Annotated in this window: 20 protein-coding genes; 19 read left to right on the top strand and 1 reads right to left on the bottom strand. The window is 36.8% G+C overall.

What is annotated here, in order from left to right; translation table 11 throughout:
- Window positions 1-738: 738 nt before the first annotated feature.
- The 5 genes from BLV50_RS28055 to BLV50_RS28030 all read left to right on the top strand — a co-directional run bounded on the left by BLV50_RS28055 (window position 739) and on the right by BLV50_RS28030 (window position 6,827).
- Window positions 739-1,095, top strand: a complete 357-nt coding sequence (locus BLV50_RS28055) for a LysM peptidoglycan-binding domain-containing protein (protein ID WP_090811198.1) — start codon at window positions 739-741, stop codon at window positions 1,093-1,095.
- Between the two features lie 141 nt (window positions 1,096-1,236).
- The gene (locus BLV50_RS28050) at window positions 1,237-1,941 is read left to right on the top strand and encodes a DUF6094 domain-containing protein (protein ID WP_090811196.1); all 705 of its coding nucleotides are present in this window, start codon (window positions 1,237-1,239) and stop codon (window positions 1,939-1,941) included.
- A gap of 461 nt (window positions 1,942-2,402) precedes the next feature.
- Complete coding sequence (locus tag BLV50_RS28040) at window positions 2,403-2,993, top strand: hypothetical protein (RefSeq protein WP_218135440.1); 591 nt, start codon at window positions 2,403-2,405, stop codon at window positions 2,991-2,993.
- Window positions 2,950-5,721, top strand: coding sequence for a hypothetical protein (locus tag BLV50_RS28035; RefSeq protein ID WP_090811190.1), 2,772 nt, complete (start codon window positions 2,950-2,952; stop codon window positions 5,719-5,721). The genes BLV50_RS28040 and BLV50_RS28035 overlap by 44 nt, the downstream gene beginning before the upstream one ends.
- Window positions 5,722-6,146: 425 nt before the next feature.
- Complete coding sequence (locus BLV50_RS28030; RefSeq protein ID WP_143038165.1) at window positions 6,147-6,827, top strand: hypothetical protein; 681 nt, start codon at window positions 6,147-6,149, stop codon at window positions 6,825-6,827.
- Between the two features lie 232 nt (window positions 6,828-7,059).
- Here the strand turns inward: BLV50_RS28030 and BLV50_RS28025 are convergent, their stop codons facing one another.
- The gene (locus tag BLV50_RS28025; RefSeq protein WP_090811186.1) at window positions 7,060-8,193 is read right to left on the bottom strand and encodes a hypothetical protein; all 1,134 of its coding nucleotides are present in this window, start codon (window positions 8,191-8,193) and stop codon (window positions 7,060-7,062) included.
- Between the two features lie 236 nt (window positions 8,194-8,429).
- Here BLV50_RS28025 and BLV50_RS28020 point away from each other — a divergent pair, with 236 nt between their 5' ends.
- From BLV50_RS28020 to BLV50_RS27955, 14 genes are all read left to right on the top strand, one after another.
- Entirely contained in the window at window positions 8,430-9,176 is a 747-nt protein-coding gene (locus BLV50_RS28020) for a phosphodiester glycosidase family protein (protein ID WP_090811183.1), read from the top strand.
- Between the two features lie 123 nt (window positions 9,177-9,299).
- On the top strand, window positions 9,300-9,734 hold the full coding sequence (locus BLV50_RS28015; protein ID WP_090811181.1) for a hypothetical protein: 435 nt from the start codon (window positions 9,300-9,302) through the stop codon (window positions 9,732-9,734).
- 366 nt (window positions 9,735-10,100) lie between these two features.
- Window positions 10,101-10,712 (top strand): hypothetical protein, encoded by a 612-nt coding sequence (locus BLV50_RS28010; protein ID WP_090811180.1) that lies wholly within the window; start codon window positions 10,101-10,103, stop codon window positions 10,710-10,712.
- Window positions 10,713-10,783: 71 nt separating this feature from the next.
- Complete coding sequence (gene dnaN, locus BLV50_RS28005; RefSeq protein WP_090811178.1) at window positions 10,784-11,956, top strand: DNA polymerase III subunit beta; 1,173 nt, start codon at window positions 10,784-10,786, stop codon at window positions 11,954-11,956.
- A 100-nt stretch (window positions 11,957-12,056) separates the two neighbouring features.
- Window positions 12,057-12,392 carry a hypothetical protein gene (locus BLV50_RS28000; RefSeq protein WP_218135439.1) on the top strand — a complete coding sequence of 112 codons (336 nt, stop codon included), beginning with the start codon at window positions 12,057-12,059 and terminating at the stop codon, window positions 12,390-12,392.
- A gap of 12 nt (window positions 12,393-12,404) precedes the next feature.
- The gene (locus BLV50_RS27995) at window positions 12,405-12,923 is read left to right on the top strand and encodes a hypothetical protein (RefSeq protein WP_090811174.1); all 519 of its coding nucleotides are present in this window, start codon (window positions 12,405-12,407) and stop codon (window positions 12,921-12,923) included.
- 7 nt (window positions 12,924-12,930) lie between these two features.
- Window positions 12,931-13,677, top strand: a complete 747-nt coding sequence (locus BLV50_RS27990; RefSeq protein WP_218135438.1) for a hypothetical protein — start codon at window positions 12,931-12,933, stop codon at window positions 13,675-13,677.
- A gap of 25 nt (window positions 13,678-13,702) precedes the next feature.
- A complete protein-coding gene (locus BLV50_RS27985) occupies window positions 13,703-14,788 on the top strand; it encodes a hypothetical protein (protein ID WP_090811170.1) in 1,086 nt (361 codons plus the stop codon).
- Window positions 14,785-15,633, top strand: a complete 849-nt coding sequence (locus BLV50_RS27980; RefSeq protein WP_090811168.1) for a ThiF family adenylyltransferase — start codon at window positions 14,785-14,787, stop codon at window positions 15,631-15,633. Before BLV50_RS27985 ends, BLV50_RS27980 begins: the two co-directional genes overlap by 4 nt.
- Window positions 15,634-15,702: 69 nt before the next feature.
- Window positions 15,703-15,876 (top strand): aspartyl-phosphate phosphatase Spo0E family protein, encoded by a 174-nt coding sequence (locus BLV50_RS33845; protein ID WP_090811166.1) that lies wholly within the window; start codon window positions 15,703-15,705, stop codon window positions 15,874-15,876.
- Window positions 15,877-16,277: 401 nt separating this feature from the next.
- Window positions 16,278-16,637 carry a hypothetical protein gene (locus tag BLV50_RS27970; RefSeq protein WP_090811164.1) on the top strand — a complete coding sequence of 120 codons (360 nt, stop codon included), beginning with the start codon at window positions 16,278-16,280 and terminating at the stop codon, window positions 16,635-16,637.
- A 23-nt stretch (window positions 16,638-16,660) separates the two neighbouring features.
- Entirely contained in the window at window positions 16,661-17,665 is a 1,005-nt protein-coding gene (locus BLV50_RS27965; RefSeq protein WP_090811162.1) for a hypothetical protein, read from the top strand.
- 162 nt (window positions 17,666-17,827) lie between these two features.
- The gene (locus BLV50_RS27960; RefSeq protein ID WP_090811161.1) at window positions 17,828-18,808 is read left to right on the top strand and encodes a DNA adenine methylase; all 981 of its coding nucleotides are present in this window, start codon (window positions 17,828-17,830) and stop codon (window positions 18,806-18,808) included.
- A 19-nt stretch (window positions 18,809-18,827) separates the two neighbouring features.
- Entirely contained in the window at window positions 18,828-20,240 is a 1,413-nt protein-coding gene (locus BLV50_RS27955) for a DNA cytosine methyltransferase (protein ID WP_090811159.1), read from the top strand.
- Window positions 20,241-20,352: the final 112 nt, after the last annotated feature.

Raw genomic sequence — 20,352 nt, 5'->3', positions numbered from 1 at the left:
GGAATCAAAGAAATGATCACTGTCCGACTCCGTTTCTTGTGGCTGCTTATTCTGCATCCTGTGGCTTTTGACTCTTGTTGGTGTGTCTATTCACAGTATGTAAGTTGTGGCCGATTACAAGGTTACGTGTGGCGGTTCACTCTGGTACGTGTGGCCTTAATAACCTATGAAGCTAGATGGTAAAAGAGAAATTTTTCCTCTAAAACAAGTTAACACAAGAGAAAACTAAATAATAAAGAAATATATATAATTAAGGTGAAAACATACTATGACAATTTCTATCTTTAATTTTTAACTTAAATCTTGAGAAGTATGTATAATTGATGATAGAATAATCGCATAGATTTACTTTTTATTCTCAATATACCTTCTTACGTATGTTATGGACATTTTAATATGATGATAACTAACTATCGTAACAACATGGATATACCTATTTCATCATAATAAGGTATAAATCTATATTGAGAGAGCGTACTCTACTTACTCAAATTTTGAGAGCAAACGCTTATTAGGGATTACTGACACAAGACGCTTCAAAAAGAGTGTTTTACCTTTTTGATTTTCTTAGGGTCTATCTCTTAAAGTATCAACCGTTACATTAAAGCTGAAAATTCATATTTGAATATCCAAGAGAAGTATCAATCCTAAAAGGAGATACTTCTCTTTTTTTATATATCCACAAAAAAAGCAGAGTCCCCAGGGCCCTGCTTTTTTCTATTTTAAGGAGGAATACCGATGAAAAAGAAAACCCTAAAATATGTTGCGATTACAATGATTAAATTGATTGAAACACTAGAACTAGTAATCAAAATCTTTAGTCGTAAAGCACGAAGATCTAGTCGCTTAATCACATCATTCACTTTTGTCTGTATTACCATTTTCGGCAGTGCAGCACTGTTTAATCAAACCATGGATTATCAATCAACCGAGTACATAACTTACATCGTTGAAAGTGGAGACACTTTATTCAACATTAGTAAGAAATACTACAATGGGGACCCACGAAAAGCAGTAGATCTGATCCAATCAACAAACAATATCCAGTCTAATATTCAACCAGGACAAATTCTGTTGGTTCCAATTAAAAAGTAAAACATTCGTTTACTCTATAGCGGAGGTGAATCTAGATTTACGTTGATAAATAACAAAGAAGTGAGTCTCACAAACATAATAAATACTTTAAGAGAGTTCACTACAAGTGGACTCTTTTTATTTTAGGAGGAACAATACAATATGGCTCGATTAGAAAGTGAAGCTAAGGGAGGATTTTATCCTACACCCGTATCTGAAATGGAACTTATCCTGAAAAGGATAACAACTCAAACTCATGGAAATATCTCCATTCTAGATCCATGTGCCGGTACAGGCACTGCAATCAATCAAATGAAAAACCACTTTGTTGATTCAGACAAAATTTCCACCTATGGAATTGAATTAGAGAAGTCTAGAGCTGCTGAAGCAAAAAACCATGTGGACCATGTGCTTGCATGTGGGTATGAAGATACTCGAATGAGTCATGATTCCTTTAGTCTACTATATTTAAACCCACCTTTTATGCAGATCAGATCTGAAAGAGCAGAGGTCCAGTTTTTTAGAAACCTTACTCAACCCAATAGCTACTTATCTGATTCAGCATTAGTAATACTTAATGTTCCACAATACACATTAAAGGATCTTGCTAAATTGATCTCTAGTCGTCTTGAAGAGGTTAAGGTGTATCGTTTTACTGATGATAATTATGATACGTATAAACAAGTCATTGTCTATGGATATCGAAAAAAATCCAGAAACACTAATGAAAAATTAGAGGATTATTTAATTAATCTTTCTTTCTGTGGTCCCGCAGCAATACCTTCTCTAGAGACTCCAGACTGGAGCAACGCTGTTATAAAGTACTCCCTCAAAACAAACCTACGCTTCTATTTACGAGCACTATAGTAACAGTAGATGACATCCTACAATCTGAGAGTGAAATTCACTTTATGGACAAAGTATATTCAATGGTTGAAGATGTTCGGTTTCAAAATGACCACATCAGAAACCCCGCTATGCCTCTTAAAATAACGCATCAAGTTCAAGCCATACAATCTGGTGCTTTACCCGAATACATGGGTGATCATCTTCTAGTTGCTAAGGACGAATCACATCAAAGTAAAAGGGTCGAATATGATCCAGAGACTAGGAAAAGTAGGTTAATTGAAAACTTCACCAGAAAATCTATCATCCGCGTATTTAAATCGGACGGTCACATCGATCTAAAATAACAACTATGATCTTAGCAGAAAGTGAGAAAAAATATGACTAATTTACTGAATCAAATCGAAAAAATTATCAGAACAAATCCACAGAATACGTATAGACACAACATTCCAGTGATGATCCGTAACATCGAGAAATACATGGAGCTGGCTAGTCATGAAGTTTGGGAAATTATTCAAGATTACCTCATTGGCATACATTCTCTCTCAGATTTATGCGAAATGAAAACAGGTTCATTAGGTTACCCCAATGTTGAAGAGTTCATAGCTATTTTAGAATATGCTACGACCGATATTCGCATAATCAGATTTGAAGAGGAAGGGAAGACGCTTGAAGCTTATGTGAAAATGCTGATGCTTTCAAAGGATCAGGTCACCGTACTCGGGTTATCTATAGCCGGTACTCTAAGCGCATGCAGATCTATCCATGCTCTAATGTATTCGAAAAATGAATTCACTATTACCAATTACTTTACTGGAGAGTCGAAAACATATAAAACTAACCGCGCCTACAGAAGAGATGAAGAAATTCATAACAAAGTCTGCCATACATTTTTATTGCCGCGTTTATCTCTTGTACAAGATTACAACGAAGCATGTATGGAAGCTGATGCAAATAAACGTTCTCATCCAGATAAAATTATTATCTCAAGAACAGATAATATTGAAGAACTAGCTGGACAATTTATTGCACAAAAAATACAATCTACCAAAAACAAAAGAATGGGCTAATTTATATCTATCTCTGCTTCCAAAAGATAAATGGTATAATATTGAAGTAATAAAAACGGATATGGCAAATGAGGACAACATATCTGCCATGTACCTTTCCTCACTAAAGGAAGAAGAAGTGCTTTCTATTGTTGATCAAGCCATAATTAATGGAACGTTAAATGTATTTTCTTCTGACAGAACCAAGCTTGATGAATCAGCAAAATTCACAGAAGGAATGACAACAGAAGATTATCTCAGAGAAAATGCTGAGTTTCTATCTTCTAAAATTGATCAGTATCTTAAGCCTTTATACGACAACAAAACCTATAAAAAGTACCTGGGTATGACAAATCGAATTTGCTTACCAGCACAGGCTAGAGCAGTGATGGCGATGTTGTATATTCTAAAGAATGGATATTCCGCATTCCTCACCGCGGACATGGGTTGTGGTAAAACACAAATGGCATTGTCTCTTGCATATTCAATGAACCAAGAGAAAAAAGATAATGGAAGCCCCAAAGGAGTGTCAGTGCTCATCACTGCTCCGGCGATCACTATTCCAAAGTGGGCAGGAGAAGAAATTCCAACTGTACTTGGATCTCAACATACGATTGTTAAAGTATTGAATTCTACAGAGGATGCTCTTAACTACGTAAGAGATGTAAAAAAAGGAAAAAAGGTCCCCAAAGGAATGATTGAGTTTGTTTTGGTGTCCACTGACAGAATGAAATTAACAGCAAGCAAATTTATTAGTGGAGCTATCTGGAGCAATCGAAAAAAATATTGGTGCTGTCCGGATTGTTATCAACCCATTAAGTCTCCTAAAGGAAAAGATGGTGAGGCTGGAATCCTTGCCACATGGAAAGACCTTGTTGAAACTCCACAACATCCCCCCGATATAAATGACATTGATCAAGCTCGAGAACTTAGAATCCTCGGACCAAACGGACTACCAAAATCTTTTGTTAGACGTTATACTCCACTGATTAGACAAATCTCCTGCACATGTCAGCTTAAATACTCCAAAATTAAAGATACTGTGGACAAAAAGAAGAAACATTGTTCATTGGCACGACCAGCTCTTAAATCGAGAGGAGAAGATCGTTTTAAATCTCGTTGGATGATAGCTGAAATTCTTCAAAAACACCTTCGTTCACACTTTTCATTAGGTATCTTTGATGAAATACAACAAATGAAAGCATCGAACAGCGGCCGAGGATTATCTTTTCATAAACTTCTTCGCAGCTGTAAAAAAGCAATTTTTTTAACAGGAACATTAACAAGTGGCGTTTCATCATCAATCCAAGCCACACTCTGGCGATCAGAACCCGGTCCTTTAATAGATGAGGGTTTTGAGCATACAACAACAAAAGAGCTGTGGGCACAAAAATATGGAGTGCTGGAAAGAGTCACTTATCTGGATAATAATGTTGAGGGTAATGCCGGTCGTACAACGAACCGGAGAGCAGAAAATGTCCAAATCAAAGAGAAACCAGGGATTGCTCCACAGCTAGTTGCCAAACATCTGTTGCATAAAGCAGTCTTTGTCGAACTTTCTGATTTAGGTCTTCCTCTTGTAAATTTACGAGAAGAGCCGGTAATTGTTGATATGGATGAAGAACACGCTCAAGCCTATAGAACATTTGAAAGGGAACTCTTTGATACCTGTACCAAATTACAATCAGATCTTGGCAGTAAAGCATGGTCTGTCTATGCATCATCCTTGTTGAATTATGCCGCTCAGCCAACAAAAGAAATGTGTATCGAGTTTTTAGATGACAATGGAGGCCGACTTGCGTATTTATCACCACCAACCTTCCCCGATGAATATCGTACTTCTGCCGAACGCGAATTGATTGAAACTGTTCGTAGGGAAGCAGCATTAGGACGAGGGTCTATCATATACACTCACTTCACTAATAAATTCAAAACAAACGAACGTATTCAGAAAATACTATCCGAAGCCGGGATTGAGAGTGTGATCCTAGATAAGAACACGACAAGCAGTATGGGGAGGTTCGAGTGGCTGGAAGAACAGAAGAGGTTGAGAACTAAAGTACTCATTATGAATGCTTCGCTTGTACAGGTCGGGTTAGACCTTCTAGAATGGCCTAATTTGAATTTTTGGCAATTGAATGATGATATCAATGCTGTAAGACAGGCGGGTAGAAGAGCGTGGCGTATAGGGCAGACAAAAGAATGTACTGTGCGTTATTTTGTCAACAAAGATACGCATCAAATGAAGCAGTTTGCCCATTTGATGAAAAAGAGAATTTCTGCACTTTTAGTCGAGGGCAGGATTGAGAGATCAGATAAAAAAGCAGAATTTGGTAAAGATAACGAGTCAGCACTGACTCGAGATTTGGCTAGCAGTTTATCAGCAGCGGAGCTCACTGAAACATGGAAAAGCGCTGCTGAAAAAGATATGAATGAAAATCTGCAGCTGGTTTCTGAAGAGGAGTATCCTAAGGCTATAGCACAGGCGTTTAAAGTGCTTACTGAGGAAACAAAACGTTTATGTGGCGTACATGACATAGTTAATCCATTGGATGCAACAGATGTAATCACTGAAGCAATTGATATTACGCGTGTTATACAGAAGAAGAGGGAGATTTACACCCCTGCACCTGAAGACAAAATAACCAAGATCGATTTACTAAACTACAAGCTCTCCACAACACCGATCCGAATTAAGTCTAAGTCCATGGGGGATGTAATTAAAGACCAATTGACTTTCGACTTTTAAGTGATAATGAGTTGTAATAATATTAAATCGGCTATGTGAACCAAGTAAGATATTATTAGTATGTAGTATTCTTGTCATTTGCTTTCTAAACTATAGTACTGTTACACAAAATCAAAAAGGCATCTCATTTTTACTTTGAGGTGCCTTTTTAATTTACGTTTATACAACTTAATATTTTCCTAAATGGTTGATTATAACTTATCTCACTTGAATGTATATTTACCCATAATTGGTATCATTAATGTTAGCTACTTTTGCTTGTACAAACGAGTAATGATTGGCTATGCGTTATTTAGCAAGGCACTGATCATCTCTATTCCCTATTAATTTGTTTGTAGAATTCAGTAAAAACAGCTATACTACTAGTTGGTTAAAATTTCCTAAATTAATATGGGGGCTAAGAAATGGTGTTAAGGAAGAAATGGTTGACAATGCTGACGGTACTTACTACTGTACTAATTCTAGGGGCTTGTGGTACTAACAAAGATTCTGGGCAAACGGTTGAGGATTCAATATATGATAATCCACGAAATCATACAGCCGAAGATTTTATGCCATTAAGTGAAGCTTTAGAAAAGTATCCTGTTTGGTTTAAAGCTAAAGTATATCCAACTAGAAAGACTACTGTTAAGGACGTATATGTTTTTGAAAACGGATATGCAACCCATTACTGGAATCTTAAAAGTCTTCCAATTGATGAATATGATGACCTATCTGATGATGAAATAATTAAGTATGTAAAAGAAAATTCAACTGCGAAAGCTACAGGTAAATACATACTAGATATAACCTTAGATGAATTAGGACAATCTACTCAAGAGATAGAGGTTGTTCTGGAGAATGGTATAATGGAATATTATTATCCGAAGGGATATAATTTAGATGGTGAGATACTAACAGAAGAAAAGACAAGCACTGAAGTGACTGATTACTTAGTGAACTTTGAACAAGGGTCGAATAGTCAAAAAATCTTCAATACAACCTATTCAGGTTTAGCATATAACAAGGATTTTAGTTTATTTACTCGTGTAGATGACTCGTTTGTTGGCTTTAAATTGGATGATCCAGACACAAAAAATGATAAAGTGACGATCGAAGGGAAATAAAATAGGAAGCTGCTGTCTGTATTTACAGGCGGTAGCTTTTTCAAATTAATTGAACTCCATAATTAGTCCTACTTTTCATAAATCTCATATTTTCCTTGTTCTTCTAATAAACATAACCGCTGCAACATCTAATTTTATGATAAACAAATACCCAATAAAATAGACCTTAACAACATATCTATCTTATTGGGTACATTTTACGTTTGTGCCGGTAGTTTTTTTGTCCTACAAATTATAAGGGCAATTCATATTGATGATCGTGATGATTGTTCTCAAGTTTTACGAGTTGACGAATATTGTACTTTATGCAATCAATGGAGTCCATCTCAGAAGGAGCGGCTATCTGAGGAGAATTGAGTGGTACTAGGCGGCGGAATCTCCTGCCTATATTAAATCCAGTAGAATCGGTAGAAATAAAAGGAAATTCATTTAGCAATACACTTGAGCCTCCAAGCCAATGGAATCCTTGTTGGTCCCCATATTTCGAAAATATCTCTTGAAACAGCTTTCTCTTGGCTGGTGTTGAATGCATAAACACCGTTCCTCCTATTCCGATTAATTGATGCTTGCAGGACTTGACTAAGTTATCTAACTCATTCCATCCAAAGCCTTGATGCCATACAGGATAGGGCGGGAATCCAACATTCGCACTTAAGTATTTCAGGTTACGTTTTGATTTTTCGATATTACTATCTTCGTCTAAATTGAAGTACCCCATTATATACTCTTTAATGCTGATCAGCAGCTCACAGTATTGCTTGAGACATATATCATTTATCTTTTTGTCCGGATTTGATTTGTTTGCTTGCCGCATTACGCTGAAGCTTCCAGAATCAATAATCACATGCAATCCAATGTCTCTGCAGTGTCTGAATGTTTCTAAGAGCTTATCACGCGATAGACCCCGAAGATAATAATTACTCATTAAAATAAACTTACCGCCCTGACTTTGGACGAGCAATCGATCTTTCGCTGAAAATTCCATACCAGAAAAGTAATATCTAACACCTTTAATAACTAACCGTAATGTTCGATTTGCAAGCCTGAGTATTCTGGACATATTTTTACTCAGTGCTGCATTCAGGATGGCCATTAGATGAGAATTGAAGCTGTGAAACTGCTCTAAATCCTTTCTAGATACATTGCGATTGAATAGAACAAACGCCAAAGCCTGTTTGAATTTTAAACGGTTTATTTCGTGAATAGTCTCAGTAGAATCTACTCGAAATATGATATCGGATGTTGTTATCCCAATTATAGTTATTGTCCGGCCCAAACCCGTTTTAAACGAATGCTGACCAGTACGAATAGATTTTTTAAATGATCGCTCAATTTTTTTGGCTTTATTATAGAATGAACTTTCCATGTATGGATGTCTCATAAATCCCCCAGAAACAATTTAATTTTATCTACAGAAAGATTAACATCCATAATACAAATGACAACTTTATTTTAACTAAAAGGTTGTTAAATTACATTTTAAATTGCCTTTATATATGAGAAGGTAATTAAGACTTATCTAGGCGGAGGAATGACGCTATAGAACAAGTCCCATTCTTTAATTACATTTCTCTAATCTAATCTGAATAGGGGAATTATTATATGGCTACTAACTATGAATACAAACAAGTTGAAGGAGCACCACTGTCGATTTTTTCTCCATACGGTCCACGTATGAAATATATCAAAACGAAACTTTCCAACATCAAAAGTGAAACGATCTTAAAACCGATGTCACAGACTTCTTTTATGGGTATCAACGGTGGTTTCTTCCTCCCAGAGAATGATAACTACAATATCCCTCCCCTGCAGGGTAGATCTATTGCGTACTCATCTACTGATTCCGGTAACGTCTCTGTCACATATGGTTCTCCAGTCAAAACTCGGACACTGCCTAAAAACTATTTGCAAAACGGATCGTCTGTTGAACTCTTTGCACGCAAGACGTTGGTCATCTATACCAGTGGGGGTACCACAAAAGCAGCATATATGTATGCAACAAACACTGCAGAGGTGTTTGCCAAGTATAGCAATGTTAAAACAATTATTGGAGGTAACAGTTTTACTTCTTCTGACTGGGGTGTTGCTCAATTCAATGTACCACTGCCAAGAACAGCGATCGCTTGGAAAGGCGATGATGTATATCTTATTGCAACACCAGACGCTATCACCATCAATGACCTAAAAGCCTCTATTGAGCACATTGGCTTAGATCCTACTAATACCATTGTTCTTGATGGTTCGGGTTCATCCGCAATTCGTGTACAAACTAACGGTTCGTGGAGCAACAGCTTTATTGGTGGGGATCGATATATTTATAATATGGTTCGTTTGATCAATGCTACTTAAAAAATATTTTGTTCAAGAAAACCTCTACAAAATGTAGAGGTTTTTTCCAGTAAAAGTATGACTGGTTCCAAATAATCATATATAATGAAGTGAATTGAAAAAATATAAGGTAGGTGCTTCATTTTGAACAGTACTAGCCCAAGATTGCAACATCTAGGACGTTTTATCCTCTCAAATGTAATTACTGCTTTAACAGCTGCTGTCTTGTACACCATTCTGATTTTTGCAGGACCACAAAGTGATGGTGGGATAGATAATGCATTCACAACAGGTATTTTCTATATATTCTTAATCAGCATTCCGGTTTTTCTGCTTTCCATAGTCAGTACATCGCTCATCGTGTGGATGAGAGATAGATTGTTTAAGGGGAAAATAAATCCCATTGGCTTAAATCTTATGTATTTGTTGGTTGCTATTGTATTCAGTGTTGTATTTTATTTCATCCATCAGTCGTTCTTTCAGACAAATGTGATTTTGGGAGTATCAGCTCTATTACCGCTTTTGGTTTTTGGTATTCTATACGAAAATTACATCATAAAAGCACCTAAAACATCATAATGCTTTATTTTTTGTAGATTTTAAGGTAAAATGAACGTAATTTATGAAATCTACACCTCTCTTCAATGTATCTGTGTTTATGTACTCAACAAATGAGATGATAAAATTACAGCGACATGATTGGACTGGTAAGAGTTAAGTCATTTATCAGGATGAAGAAGAACATTGTGAACACTTTTAATAAGTGAAGACAATAAGAACTTGGCGAAACACAGAGGTATTGTTCCTTTTTAAAGCCATTGTTCAATTAACTGGTTACAGTCTTAAACTAACAACGAATTTAAACTTTTTGCATCCAAAACGCATGACATCGCTTTCGCGAAGTCGTGCGTTTTTTTATTGCATAAAAATCCAAGGAGGCGTGTAATGTTGATACTTTTTAAAAGAAAGAAATTTGATTGGACATCGGTGACTAATGTAGTACCTGGAATGCCATCTCTTAAGATCACATTTAATAAGGATAAGCAACAGGAATGTATCTATGTATCTTCTGAGAACAGTGTGAAACATGAGATTAGGAAAGCATGTTCTGCAGCCGATCAAAGCACTGAGGTAATCATTTGGAAAAGGGTAGGATTGGATATGAGCGATGCTTCATGGGCCCGTTTATGCTTGGCCATTCATCAACCAAGCAAAGGTCACAAATTGAAGATCCTAATGCAACATGTACTTCAAGGTTTAAAAAAACGTAGCAATCTTTGGAAAGCTTCAGTCATTCGTAACCTTGAACTTGATTCATTCGACATGAAACTGATGTTCCAGGTCTGTATGAAAAAGTATGGCTACCCTATGGGTGTAGACACTTCAGGATTGATCTCAGATAAATACGGCAAGTTAGTATTTAAACAATCAACCCAGTATGGTTTGGTCATTCAAAGTAATTTGTATTGTGTTACTATTCACGAAATTATTAAACATATCGGCTTAACTGAGAGCATACAGCGTTTGCTTAAAGTTAAAGTTGAGATTCCAAAATAAAAAAGGCACGGTTACTTTTTTCAGTAACTTGTGCCTTTTTTGTTAGCCATAATTCGAAAGGATGTTCATAAATGAAAATTCAAATAAAAACTAAATTGTTGTTAGATGGGTTGGTCAAGGTAAAAGAAACATTAGATAAGTCCACAAAATTCCCGATTTGCACTATGATCAAGTTTCATGTCACAAAAAAAGGTCTTATATTAACCACGGATAATACGGTTAACTCAACGGAGCATATTATCAAAACTAAAGACCAGGAGTTAGAGGTTTTTGACATTGGATCAGTCATGATCCCTCCATTAATTATTGATATTATCAAAAAAATGGGATCAGGTGTCTGTATTACTGTCTCTGATCATCCGAACGAAGAAAGCACAGATCAGAGGCTTATCAACTTGCAATCCATTGACTCAAAGATAAAAACGGAGATCGATATGCAGGGCATAAGTGCTGTTGAATTCCCAAGATTCATTTCAAAAAAAGGGAAACCACTACTGACGCTTGAATCATCCCATTTTATTGCAATACTAAATAAAACCGTGTTTGCAGCCAGTACTGATGAATCGACTCCAATTTTTACAGGAGTGCATATCAAGCAAAATGATGGTGAACTCATATTTTCCACAACTAACCGCCATCGTTTAGCAAGAGCCTGCTATAAGACCGATTCGCTTATTGAGTTTGGCAATGGCATGGTCGTATCCGCTGTTCCATTAAGCAAAGTTTCTAAGCTGATTAACAGCAACAAAGTGGATTTATATTATGTAGATAATCGTTTGATCATACAATCAGGTGATACGACATATACCACGACACTACTCGAGGGGACCTATCCGAATGTTGATAGGATCATACCCGTTACAGAGGATTTCAAAGCTAGTTTCTTAATTCACCGTACGGAACTTCTCGCTTCCCTGGAGATGCAATTTATTCTAAAAGGGGATAGTAGTCAAGGTGGAATAACAATTATGAAAACTAATCCTGAAGGGAGTATTAAATTAACGTCTGACGATACCTCTTTAGCTGCAGGCCGTGGAGAAATTTTCATCAACGAATTTATTGGTGAGGAGATGGAAGTATCAATTAATACGAAATATTTTATTGAAGCTCTCAAAGCTTATCAAAGTAGAATGGTTAGGGTCGTGCTAACTGGAGATTTAGGCCCTATATTAATTAAACCGGAAGACTTAAATGGTGATGTACAGCTCATTTTGCCGTTTAGAAGCAGTAAGCAAACGAAATAAGAACAAAAAAAGGTGTCTCTGCTGACTAACGCAGACACCTTTTTTACTTTTCTAATGAGAGGGCATGATCTAAGTGGATAGACCAAATGTATCATTCGATTTGGAACGTTTTGAGAAAAGACTCGCAGAAAAAAGTTTGGATGACAAGATGGTTAGAACAGAGAATGTCTACAGGATCATTGACTATTACTTCTCTGGAGCTGGAAATGTGAAGCATGTCGATTTCTTCTCATTTAACATGAGCGACATCAACCGAGCTTTTGACAGGGCTTTTTACTTGGATTCGCATGAAACTGCTGAATCTTGGGGCTATCAAGAAAATGCCAAAAACAATTGGTATAACGCATTTTATGAATACGCCATTATAATGCAGCATTGCCATTCATTCGCATACCCTAGAAACAGACAATTGAGTCACGAGGACGATTTCATTTAAAGGATGTGAAACATGCTTATGCTTCTATTTTATAATGACGACATTGATAACATCAGAGCTTCAATGGACAATTTGAGAATGCTTAAGATCGCTTACGATTACGGTGTAGATCTTAATCAACTTAAAACTGGAGAAGACCAATGGATAATAGATAACTCATATCATTATGGTGTGGGAGGATCTTGTCTTTTTTTCACATTGATTAGACTTATTTATTCGGAAATTGGTATTAATGTGGACGATACTAGTGAGGAAAATAAAGATGAAATCGTATACCAATTCAGTGGAACAGAATTGCGAGAATTGATGAGGGAAGACGATTTTGGGTCCAATATGGGTTCTTTTTTAACTATTGTACATTGTGACTATAGTTCTTCTCACATGGAAATTAAACTAAACCAAGATTTTAATAGGATCATTTTAACTATTGAAGACTATGCTGGATACTTCAGTTTTTATCTTGAGCACATCATTAAAATGGTGGTTAAAATGAAATCCCTAATGGAAAGGAAGACCGTCAATCGTGCGTAAATTTAACGTGTCCTGGTCTCAACATAGAGATTTTTCTATTCCAATCTGTCGTGTCGAAGTCTCAAATGATCTTGGAGCAGTTTTAGGGGACTATGAGATGACCTTCAACGATTTTGCTGAATCAATTATCGATGCAGAACTTCGAGAGTTGAATGCAAAAACCATTGTGGGACATCGAACCAGCACTAAAAAATTGAGTATTCATGGTGTAAAGCGCTCCACGCTTATTAAAGAGCGGATTGAGACACCAATCATGAATAAAGGCTGGATTAAATATATAAGAAACGATAAGACAAATACACATATTGTGGTGTGCGATGTCCAAAAACAACTTTGGGATATGTATTACTATAAAGATAAACTACAAAAAGTGGGCCATCCTAGGCTTCTATTTATCTATCAAGTTGAAGTCAGTGGTCTGATTCAAGGAATGTACTGCTTTGGCGTTCAAGATAAAAACATAACCGGCGAGACAGAACTTTTTAAATATCCATATGCCAATGTAAGCAGCGGAAAAGTTTGTATGGGTTCTAATCAGTTGCCGCAATTAACCAAACTGGGTCAATGCGTTACCATGCATAACCTTTTCTTCGGATCACAAAGTACGAATTGTTATTACAATAATGAATCCAGAAACCTGTCAGGTATCACTGAACTGAGGGAACTATACAGTAAGATGGAATCTTCTGAATTCCCTGATGAATGGCTTGTCAGTGAGAACATTACATTAGATTCTTTTTTAACTAAATTCTAAACAACCAACTAGGAGATGTCGACAAATGACTCATAAATCATCACATAATAATGTACAAACGGATATTTTTCCTTTCTTATCTCCTGATGATCAGGAATTATTGAAACCCGCGGTACAGCAACAACATGACATTAAAAATCGCAAAAATAAACTTGCTCAAAGCAGCGCACCCGTCAAAAAGGTGACGGTGAAATACGAAGATCTCCAAGTCAACTTGAGTACCTGTATTAAGTATGATGGGGTACTAACACCCATCACAGAGTATTTCGAGACTGAGGAAATCGAGACCGGGATTCGCGTAAATGATACGGATGAACGTAGACCAATAAATACGGAAGACCTTAGACTCAAATTGGCTGAGGAATACGGAGAAATGTGTGATAGTGATTATGTGACTCTTACTATGTTACCGACATCAAACATCATTGTCCCCCAAATTCACGGGCGCAAGAGAGGCTTGAGCTTAGAGGACCGACATGGAATCTACGCTTCTCTGGAGCAAGCAAACCTAGAACCGAAATATAATATGTATGTCCCTTCAGCGGATGGATACGTTTATCACATTAGAAATGGAGATGTGTATACATCTTGTTCAAAGACAGGTCGTATACCTATTGCTAAACAGCTCTATGAGGGGATTAACTTTAATAAACCGTTGATACCTTTCCAGGTACTTAGCGCGTTCATAAGCATATCAAAGGAGTTTACTAAACAGGAAGTCGAAGTGTATGGTGAGATTCTTTTGTTGGATGGAAACTATACTTTAAGTATACCTCCACAAGACGCCTCGAAAATGAACGTTCAACCAATTAAAAACAGTGGTATAGCTGATGGTAGTATCAAAGTCATGGAAATACACTCACATCACAATTTCCCGGCCAAACCATCTCCACAGGACGATGAAAGCGAGATTGGTACATGCTTATATACAATCATCGGAAAATTGGATGAGTTGTTCCCAGAGATACAATGCAGAGTACATGTTAATGGTAGATTCATATCTGTTAATCCTTCTAAACTATTTTCTTCTCCTTTCCCTCAAAACGCTTCATCATACCCTCAAGTTAGAGTGATTAAATCTGACGTAATACATGAGGATTCTCAAATATGATTACATTCTCCTCTGATTTCAAACCCTATTTTCAGATTGTCCAATTAGGATGTGGAGCAAACGGATCAGCGGTAATACAACAAATTACACAGCTGATGAACATCTTTGGGATTAAAGGATCTTACATGATTGCAGATCCAGATACGGTTGAAGAACACAATCTCAAAAATCAATTGTTCCTACCTAAGGATATTGATCAAAAGAAAGCAACGGTCTTAGCTCGACGTTATGGAAATCATTACAATGTACCTGTGTTTTCTTACACACAGAGCTATGTCGATTCAGAACAAATACTTACTAATCTATTTAATGATGAGTATATTGATTTTGGTTTTTGCCAACTGAAAATCCCTATCTTAATCGGATGTGTCGATAATAACTTCAGCCGGCAGCTCATGCATAGATATTTTCTATCTCAAGAAGATCTGATCTATATCGATGTAGGTGTAGAGGGCTCTCGCGTACCACAGGATGAAAGAACAATGTCTCAATGGACAACGGAAGAGAAGACGGATTTTATGGCTACTGGTTGGACCGGGCAGGTCGTGTGCGGGCTGCGTTGGAAAGGAGAGACTATCCTTGATCCAGTTTGTACCGAATTTCCGGACATGTTAGAAGATGAAGATCCTATAGGACCTTCGGAAATGGCTTGTTCTCAACTGATCAGTAAAGAACCTCAAAAACTCCTCACAAATAAATATGCCGCACTAGAAGTGGTATCTTATTTCAGCTCACTTTTCAATGAGTTATCCCTACCAAATCACAAATCTTATCTGACTCTAAAACATAAATGTAAAGTAAAAGTCTATCCAGTGGCGTTTTCTAGACTTTTAGGCACCGAATAATAAAGATCACCAAAAAACGTAGACGACTTATGTCTACGTTTTTCTTATACCAGGAGAGGCGGTATTTATATGAACAGTAATCATCAGAATGATGTAGTTGATATGTACCAGATTGAAATAGTAAGAAAAGAGTTAGAAACGCTAGCTGAAGAACATAATTTTAACTTCCAAAACGAATTTGTGATTCAGAAGTCGGTTGAACTCGATAGACTTCTGAATAGATATAACAAACCGTCCACATAGTTAGGCTAAACCGTCTCCAATAGGAGGCGGCTTTTTTTATTGAATAAAAACAGTGAATACGATAGAATAAAGCTAGTTATTAAATTACTCTCCTCATTGGTTCACACTTATGACATGCACGTTATTACGATGTTGTCTGAAGGTTGAATAAAGGACATGATTAAAAGAACTATAATCATGGAGCAATGATGAGTTACGCGTACATAGGATTATATGATGGCGTTTTTTATAACAAAAGGTGATATATTATTTGTATTCACAATTAACCATCCTTTTGTATGAAGTGTACTAAACATTCTTATCCAAAAATTAAAAACTTGCCTAGCGCATAAATATCGAAAAGCGAAATTCTCTCCAGAGGATTTCGCTTTTTTTGCGTTCTGAGCATGAAGGAGAAGCTAATGAAGAAACCAATTGCAGAAAGTTATGTTGTTCTCAAGGTAAATGCAAAAAGGTGGGAAGAGCAATTTAAATTACCGAGCATTGCCGGTTTTTGCTTCCTGAAAACTAATGGATATTTTCGAGCTTATCTGCTTGAGAATGTAAGTGTCCATGAGAAGACAAATAAACAGATTAATCGGAAAGCAGAAGTAGATCTAACTATTGCTTTGCAAGTCATCAGTGAGGAGAATCTAGCTGCCGGGAAAACCCGACACATGAATCCGAACAACGAGTACCAAATCAGTGAATTGATTGCAGCCATTAAGAAAGAAATAAGTTCTTCCAATCTATTTGAGACGGACTTTGAGTTAGTATTCTAAAATAATGAATCGGAGTGATTTCAATGATCAATGTACAAGATAAAGAGCTGGATGTTCAATTAAATGATTATAATCAGTTTCATATCGGATATAACTATGGAATTGAGGCATCAGATGAATTTGAAAGTGATTTAAATAGAAACTTCGAGTTAGGGATGTATCTGTACAATAACAATTTCATAAGTAAACGTAAAATGATTGATGACATTGTCATACAAGCACTTTTTAAAGGAACACGATTTGAGAACTGTAGTAACTTTGAAGCTGTGTTGGAAATGAATAATTATGATCGGAAGGAAGTATCGATTCAGATTCTAATCGATGCGCCAGAGTTAGAAATAACTGGATCTGGATTTATTCCACCGGTTTCACTGCGGTGCATTTCCAATCAAGATATTTTTTATATCAGAAGTGCTATGGAAGTAGAAAACAAATATATGAACAATAAACAATATCATTTGAACCGAGTTTCAATTGATGAGGTCTTACCCTACGGTCTGTTAAAGCCAAAGAGTACTCTATTCTACGGTTATGAGGATAACACGCTGTACATTGTCTCAGAGATTGAAATCGAGTGTCCATGGGATATCAAAACGACATCTGAAAATAAATATGTAGACTATCTGCGTCTTTTAAAATATGGCTCAGATATGGAAGCAGAAAAAAGAACTAGTATTGAAGTTCGAACAGATGTATATGATTATCAAGTGGATATAGAGGCCGATCATGTATCTGCAATTGAATGGTTCATATTCTCCAGGTCAAAAATGGCTCAGGCAACCGTATGGGATGATGATGGAAGTAAGATTGATATCGAGATTTATGATAATCACAAAGACATTATTCTTCCAATATGTTATGCAGGGGAGTTCATATCATCAAAGGATCGTATAAACGGTAACCAACTATCCTCTAATTGTGATACTTGGGGTACAGCAATGAATGCTAGAGCATATACATCCTATGTATTCTATATCGAGGATCAAGAAAAATATGGTGTGGTGAGGCATTCATATTATGTATTTTGAGAGGCACGGTATGCAGGAGGTTTATCGTCAGTTATCTAAACTGAGGACCATAAAAAGTATGGAGTTTTAACTGAGATATGGGTTTAAAACTCAACCTAATACATTTTAACAAGAGCTGAACAAATTTGTTCAGCTCTATTTTTTTACTAGGGGCAGATAAGGATGATTCTAGAATGCAGCTATTGTGGTCTAACCGGGCCGTCAGAAGAAGTCGAGCTAGATAGTTATAACCAAGGATTTTGGTGTGGGGACTGCGATTCATATACGTATTTTGACCCATCCAAGGCACATAAGTTTACGCTATTACTTGAAACGAAATCGAACCTCCCCAATACAGCACCTGTGGTAAGTAGTGACATCAAGTTCAAGAAAAGATTGTCATGCTTTCGGTATCCAGGCGGTAAATCCAAAATGATACCAATAATCTATTCCAAGATAAGAAGGGAACAACGTAAGCAACTTATTGGTGCATATGCAGGTGGAGCTAGTGCTGAATTAGCTTTGCTAGAAGCAGGTGTCTTTGAGAAGTTGGTATTAAATGATTACGATTTTGGAATCTATGCGTTGTATTGGACAATTAAGCATGCTCCATATGACTTGATATATAGACTCCAATCTAGTTCAAGTCCTACAGTGAAAGACTATTTTCATGCGCAAAAGATTATTAAACAGGATTATCCTAATTGCAATATTTTAGATGCTGCATGGTATACGCTTATTGTGAACCGACTTGCATACTCAGGCATCTATAAAGCCAATCCCCTAGGTGGGAAGAATGGGAAAACATCTGATTTATTATCTAGGTGGAATCCCAAGGGTCTAATCAAGCGGATAAATGAAATCCATGATCTTAGTGATCGAATAACCGTTTTGAACGAAGATGCCTGTAACCTCATAGAAGAGTATTATTGGCACCCGGAGACAACAATATTTGTCGATCCGCCATTCGTCCAAAAAGGAGAAGATTTATATCGTTGCTATTATAAGAAACAAGATCATATTGACCTATGTGTCCTACTAGAATCACTACATAGTGGCATGCCTGGTGCTGATATTATTGTCACTTATGATGACGATCCTCTAATACGGGATCTTTACTATATTCCAGAAACCGAAACGATACATCGATATTATTCCATATAAAACAACGGAGGATTATAACATGAATTTAGTGATGAAAAAGGTCTATAAAGTAACAGAGAAAGCACTTAAACCAAGAGTTTGGATCTACTCTCTTGTGTGCGAGTCTGCCGGATTTTTGCCTGGTCAGAAGCTGTATATCTCTACTGATCAAGAAGCAAATGAGATTATAGTACAGAATCAACCAGTTACAGAGGATGATCACGTGGTCCACGTATCTTCGAAGAGAACTTCAAAAGGGGCACAAAGACCAATTGTAGATACTGCTAAGGAAAGCTATAGATCCATTATTGATGTAGATCATAAAGTGGAAATGTGTGTTTATAAAGATAATGACTTAAGTAGAGTGATTATAAAACCCCTTGAATTTTCCCTGTTCAAGAAAGAATCGTTGGTTAAAACACGTGATGAGCGAATCAGTACCTTTACTATCTGTAGTGGTGCGGGATTTGTTACTTCTGCCTTTCAAGAATCAGGATATTTTTCTTCCGTTGGAGCTATTGAACTTGATGAAGATAGTGGAGCGGTATACAGACATAACTTTCCCTCAACTTTTCTATTCTCTGGGGATTTACTGGATTGTAATATTGTCGCTGAAGCTGATGTGGCTGTTGTAACGTTGCCATGTAATGAAGTGTCTCCGTTAGGAAACCACGAAGAGGGTACTTTCAACAATCTTGCATTAGCAGCCTCAGAACTAATTCGGGCTACAAAATGCCGAGCGATCTTCTTTGAGAATGTGAATGATTTTTATAAGACGTCAGCATACCAAACGTTAAAAGAACTTCTCTCAGGCGAGTTTCCTTATTGGAAAGAGTCACATATTGAGGCCATAGATTTTGGTTCAATTGCAAGGCGAAGCAGAACTTACGTAGTAGCCGTTAGAACTGAGGAGGACTTTACTAACTTCTCATTCTCCAAACCGCCAGAGCGCATCCGGAGGAAAAAGTTAAAGGAGTATTTGGATGGTAAGCACGTGCCACAACACTGGAAACCTCTAGCCAAATTTATGGATAGCTTTAGAGCAAAAGCGGATAAAAATAATAGTTGGAAGGATCGTAGCCTAAGCAAAACCTTTGTAGATCCTCAAACGACTGAGATCCAGTGTATACCTAAAAGATATCGAGCACAGTCGGCATCAAGTACTTATTTGGTTTCCGAGGATAAACAGTCATTTAGGTTTTTGACGATTGCAGAAATCCGAAAAATACTCTCTGTTCCAGATTGGTTCGAGTATCCCGATTACATCAGTGAAACTCGTAAATATGAAATGATTGGACAAAGTGTGGACTGTAGAGTAATTAAATCTATAGCCAACAATATTGCTGCAATGTTCTTTAAAGGACTGCGAGCTATTAAAGCTTCTTCGTTACCTGGCGTGTGTTGTAACGCGGTAACAGAGAACAGTGAAGGACAGTTGGGTTATATCTTTTAGAATAATCGATGTTTAAACTACTACAACAATTAAGAAGGCTTGGCATTCAATAGCCAGGCTTTTTCTATTACTTATTTAGAGGGGTGTTTACTATGAGGAATGTAGATGGACA

Origin of the sequence: Paenibacillus sp. 276b, assembly GCF_900107875.1 — a bacterium.
GTDB classification, from domain to species: domain Bacteria; phylum Bacillota; class Bacilli; order Paenibacillales; family Paenibacillaceae; genus Paenibacillus; species Paenibacillus marchantiae.
Note: the sequence above shows the minus strand (reverse complement) of the source record. Positions and strands in the feature narration are given on the sequence as shown.

What these genes read in the sequence shown, in the direction of transcription:
- BLV50_RS28055 (WP_090811198.1), top strand. Translation starts at nt 739, where the DNA reads ATGAAAAAGAAAACCCTAAAATATGTTGCGATTACAATGATTAAATTG.
- BLV50_RS28050 (WP_090811196.1), top strand. Translation starts at nt 1,237, where the DNA reads ATGGCTCGATTAGAAAGTGAAGCTAAGGGAGGATTTTATCCTACACCC.
- BLV50_RS28040 (WP_218135440.1), top strand. Translation starts at nt 2,403, where the DNA reads ATGGAGCTGGCTAGTCATGAAGTTTGGGAAATTATTCAAGATTACCTC.
- BLV50_RS28025 (WP_090811186.1), bottom strand. Translation starts at nt 8,193, where the DNA reads ATGGAAAGTTCATTCTATAATAAAGCCAAAAAAATTGAGCGATCATTT.
- BLV50_RS28020 (WP_090811183.1), top strand. Translation starts at nt 8,430, where the DNA reads ATGGCTACTAACTATGAATACAAACAAGTTGAAGGAGCACCACTGTCG.
- BLV50_RS28010 (WP_090811180.1), top strand. Translation starts at nt 10,101, where the DNA reads ATGTTGATACTTTTTAAAAGAAAGAAATTTGATTGGACATCGGTGACT.
- dnaN (WP_090811178.1), top strand. Translation starts at nt 10,784, where the DNA reads ATGAAAATTCAAATAAAAACTAAATTGTTGTTAGATGGGTTGGTCAAG.
- BLV50_RS27995 (WP_090811174.1), top strand. Translation starts at nt 12,405, where the DNA reads ATGCTTATGCTTCTATTTTATAATGACGACATTGATAACATCAGAGCT.
- BLV50_RS27985 (WP_090811170.1), top strand. Translation starts at nt 13,703, where the DNA reads ATGACTCATAAATCATCACATAATAATGTACAAACGGATATTTTTCCT.
- BLV50_RS27980 (WP_090811168.1), top strand. Translation starts at nt 14,785, where the DNA reads ATGATTACATTCTCCTCTGATTTCAAACCCTATTTTCAGATTGTCCAA.
- BLV50_RS33845 (WP_090811166.1), top strand. Translation starts at nt 15,703, where the DNA reads ATGAACAGTAATCATCAGAATGATGTAGTTGATATGTACCAGATTGAA.
- BLV50_RS27970 (WP_090811164.1), top strand. Translation starts at nt 16,278, where the DNA reads ATGAAGAAACCAATTGCAGAAAGTTATGTTGTTCTCAAGGTAAATGCA.
- BLV50_RS27965 (WP_090811162.1), top strand. Translation starts at nt 16,661, where the DNA reads ATGATCAATGTACAAGATAAAGAGCTGGATGTTCAATTAAATGATTAT.
- BLV50_RS27960 (WP_090811161.1), top strand. Translation starts at nt 17,828, where the DNA reads ATGATTCTAGAATGCAGCTATTGTGGTCTAACCGGGCCGTCAGAAGAA.
- BLV50_RS27955 (WP_090811159.1), top strand. Translation starts at nt 18,828, where the DNA reads ATGAATTTAGTGATGAAAAAGGTCTATAAAGTAACAGAGAAAGCACTT.